The organism is Candidatus Proelusimicrobium excrementi (genome assembly GCF_937881865.1).
GTDB classification, from domain to species: domain Bacteria; phylum Elusimicrobiota; class Elusimicrobia; order Elusimicrobiales; family Elusimicrobiaceae; genus Proelusimicrobium; species Proelusimicrobium excrementi.
On record NZ_CALGEO010000028.1, the window covers coordinates 1 to 2988 of the forward strand.

General features: G+C 48.5%; 5 protein-coding genes. All 5 read right to left on the reverse strand.

Annotated features, from left to right (window positions below):
* Positions 1–672, reverse strand: a 672-nt coding sequence (locus ACQY26_RS01755; RefSeq protein ID WP_428047358.1) for a hypothetical protein, incomplete at its 3' end; no start/stop codon positions are given.
* 1 nt (position 673) lies between these two features.
* Positions 674–1378, reverse strand: coding sequence for a hypothetical protein (locus ACQY26_RS01760; protein WP_428047359.1), 705 nt, complete (start codon positions 1376–1378; stop codon positions 674–676).
* The gene (locus ACQY26_RS01765; protein ID WP_428047360.1) at positions 1375–2091 is read right to left on the reverse strand and encodes a hypothetical protein; all 717 of its coding nucleotides are present in this window, start codon (positions 2089–2091) and stop codon (positions 1375–1377) included. Before ACQY26_RS01765 ends, ACQY26_RS01760 begins: the two co-directional genes overlap by 4 nt.
* 159 nt (positions 2092–2250) lie before the next feature.
* Entirely contained in the window at positions 2251–2649 is a 399-nt protein-coding gene (locus tag ACQY26_RS01770) for a hypothetical protein (protein WP_428047361.1), read from the reverse strand.
* Between the two features lie 76 nt (positions 2650–2725).
* On the reverse strand, positions 2726–2988 hold a 263-nt coding region (locus ACQY26_RS01775; RefSeq protein WP_428047362.1), incomplete at its 5' end, for a hypothetical protein.

Genomic DNA, 2988 nt, shown 5'->3' on the forward strand with positions numbered 1-2988 from the left:
TGTAATTTTGCCCGGATATTTATAAGAGTTAAGCGAGCTTGCCTCATACTCGTTGACGGCTTTAAGCGGGGAGGACGCTTCAAAACCCTTTTCAAGCGGGCCGCAGCGCAAATCCAGGATTTCGCCGACGGCTTTATCAGGCAAAGTAAAATCAATATAGCCGCCGTCTTCCGAAGCCGGAGAATCCGCGGAGCGCGAGGAAAGCAAAACTTCCTTTTTTACTATCGAAAGTTCCGCCGCACCGTAAGAGCCCAAACGCGACAGCTCCCCGCTTAAATAAATTATCCACGAGCGTTCCTCAAAATTGAAAGAAGGTTCCCTCATGATAAATCCGCGGAAGATTTTGGCGTAATTTTCCCCTTCCGAGCTAAAAACGCCGGCGTATACGTCTATCCTGGCGCCGTATACGGATGAAGCTTCCCCGGAAGGGAAAAGCCCCGCATCCAGCGTAACGGAAAGCCCGGCGGCATTCCACACGCCGTAGCCCTCATTATCAAGTTTCCACTTAATGCAGCCCGTTTCCGTTACGTATTTTGTTATGTCTTCCGCCGCGCCGAAAATATATTTGCCGGCGGTTTCATCCCAAATGCGGCGGTGAAGAAGGAACTTCCTTACATAGCCCGGCGAGGGAGAATTTAAAGCCTCAGTCATTAAAGAGGAAAGCTGTTTCATATTATTTCTCCGTTATTTCAAGGCGCAGAGTCCAAAGCCCGCCGCTGCGGCTGAGTTCCGCTTTTAAAGGCGAGGTAAGAGCGTATTCCCCACTTTGCGATAAATCATAAGAACCGTAAAAAATAAAAGTGAGGAAAACGTTTTCATCGCATAAAGATTCAAGTTTTTGCTTCAGCGCGGCGGGCAAATTTTCAAGAACCAGCGAGCCCGAATTTTTGCTAAACTCTTTCCAAGTTATAAGAGTTCCCCCCGCCGTATAATGATATCCCCCGCGCAAATAGCCCGACGGAGTAAAAGAGCTTAAAGCTTTATCCAGCAAAAGAAGAGAATCCGTAAGAATAAAGTTATAAAAAAATATGTTTTCGGAAGATTCCGCGCCGGCAAAGGAAAACTCAAAAGCGCAGGCTTCCGCCGGAGCGGAAAAAGAAAGCAGAATATCGCGCCCGCTCTTTACCAAATCAAAATCGGCAAAAGGCGTAAAATCTGCAGCTTCGGCGGAAGTTTTAACGCCTATTTGGATATTTGAGATATCCGTATTTTTTATCAGCATTCTGCTTACTTTTACCGGGGCTTCAAATACTGCCCTGAAACCGCCGGATACGGTGTTTTTACGTCCTTGATTTAAAGAGATGTCTTCCCCCTGCAAATCAAAAAGCAGGGCGCCTTCAAGGATATTCGGTTTTAAAATTTCTATCGGTTTAATCATAATGAACTTTCAGAGCTCCTTTCGCGGCCTATTTTATAGCTTATTTTGGCCTGTTCCACGGCCCAGCTGACGCCGCGGCGCGCCGCGCGGGAAATTTCCTCGCAGAGTTTTTGCGCGTCGTTTCTTTCGGCCGAACCGTTTACCGTAAGCGGCGTATTTACCGTTATATTTACAATTCCGGCGGAGGAAGAAGAATTTTGCCCGGCGTTCTGACTAGGGGTGTAAGAACCGCCTTTTATCGCGCCGACGACTTCCGGCGGAAGGACGAATTCCCCCGCGTGCAGATAATAAGGACCCGTTTTATCTATCGGCCCGCCGCTTCTGCGGCTGCCCAAAAGCCCGCCGAAAACGCCGCCAAGCAAACCGCCCCCGCCGAATACGGAAGCGATAATGTTGTTCGCCGCCATTTTTGCAAGAGAGTTTATAAAACTTGAGGCCATGTTTTCCCAAACGTTTTTAATTAAAACGTCAAGGCGGCCGAAAGATTCCGAAGCCGCATTGCAGAAATCTTCCAAATTGTTTTGCAAAGAAGAGAAACCCGAAAAAGCCGTCGCGGCGATAATGTCCCCGCCGGATTGGGCTTCCCGCCGAAGATCCTCAAACATTGCGGAAACTTCCTTGCCGGCGTCGGTGAAATCTTTATACATTTCTTTGAGCCCGCCGCCGTTGAAAACGGCTTCAAGCTCTACGCAGAATTTTGCTATATTATCCATTTTTGCCTATTCCTATTTTTGCCAAATCGGCTTCGCAAAGAACGCGCGGCGACGCCGCTTTATACCCGCGGGCGGCCTTGCGGCAGGCCCATAAAAGCCATTCAACGCCGTGGGAAAGTATATATTCCGTGCGATAGCCGTAAGCGGACGCGCAGAAAGCTACGGCGTCTGAAAGCGCGTCCGCCCCGCGGCTGCCTTCAGAGCCTGAGTAAAATTTAAAAACAAGGTTTTAAAATCGTTTACCTCGCTTAAAGCCTCGGCCAAAAAACTCAGCTCCAAGAGGCTGATTTTTTCCTGCGGGTTTGATACGTCTTTAAGAGCGCCGCCCGTAAGAATGTTTAAAATATCTTTGCTTTTACTGCTGCCGGCCATATCAAGAATTTTAGCCAGTCTTAAGCCTTCAGGGCCCTCTTTTACGGCGTCGGCTTCTATTTTAAAGCTGTTGATTATGCGCCATAAATCCACGGCCTGCTTTATGCTTAAAGGTTTTATTTCAATTTCCCGCCCACAAAGTTTTACTCGTTTTGTTTTAGGGCAGAGAACTTCCAAATCCGTCATATTAATCTCCTTTTTTATAAAAGGCCCGGAGTCGCCGCCGGGCCCGGCGTTTGCTTAAACGCGTTTTAAGCGCGGGTTATACGTCTTCTATCATGCCGAATCTCTTGCCGCGCTCTTTGGATATATCGGCCAAAACGTCAAATTCGGCTTCAATTAAAGTTTCCCCGTCGCGTTTGTAAGTCTGCCCGGTTTTACCGGTAGGGCGGCATTTCCAAAAAGTGTATTTCCTTGCCGCGCCGTCCGCACCCTTGACGTTTATAAAAAGAGTCTTTGTCAAAGAGCCGGTTTTGTCGCCAAACTCGGCTTTGCCCTCGCCGCAGTTTACGCCCAAAGCCAGGG

What these genes read in the sequence shown, in the direction of transcription:
- ACQY26_RS01760 (WP_428047359.1), bottom strand. Translation starts at nt 1,378, where the DNA reads ATGATTAAACCGATAGAAATTTTAAAACCGAATATCCTTGAAGGCGCC.
- ACQY26_RS01765 (WP_428047360.1), bottom strand. Translation starts at nt 2,091, where the DNA reads ATGGATAATATAGCAAAATTCTGCGTAGAGCTTGAAGCCGTTTTCAAC.
- ACQY26_RS01770 (WP_428047361.1), bottom strand. Translation starts at nt 2,649, where the DNA reads ATGACGGATTTGGAAGTTCTCTGCCCTAAAACAAAACGAGTAAAACTT.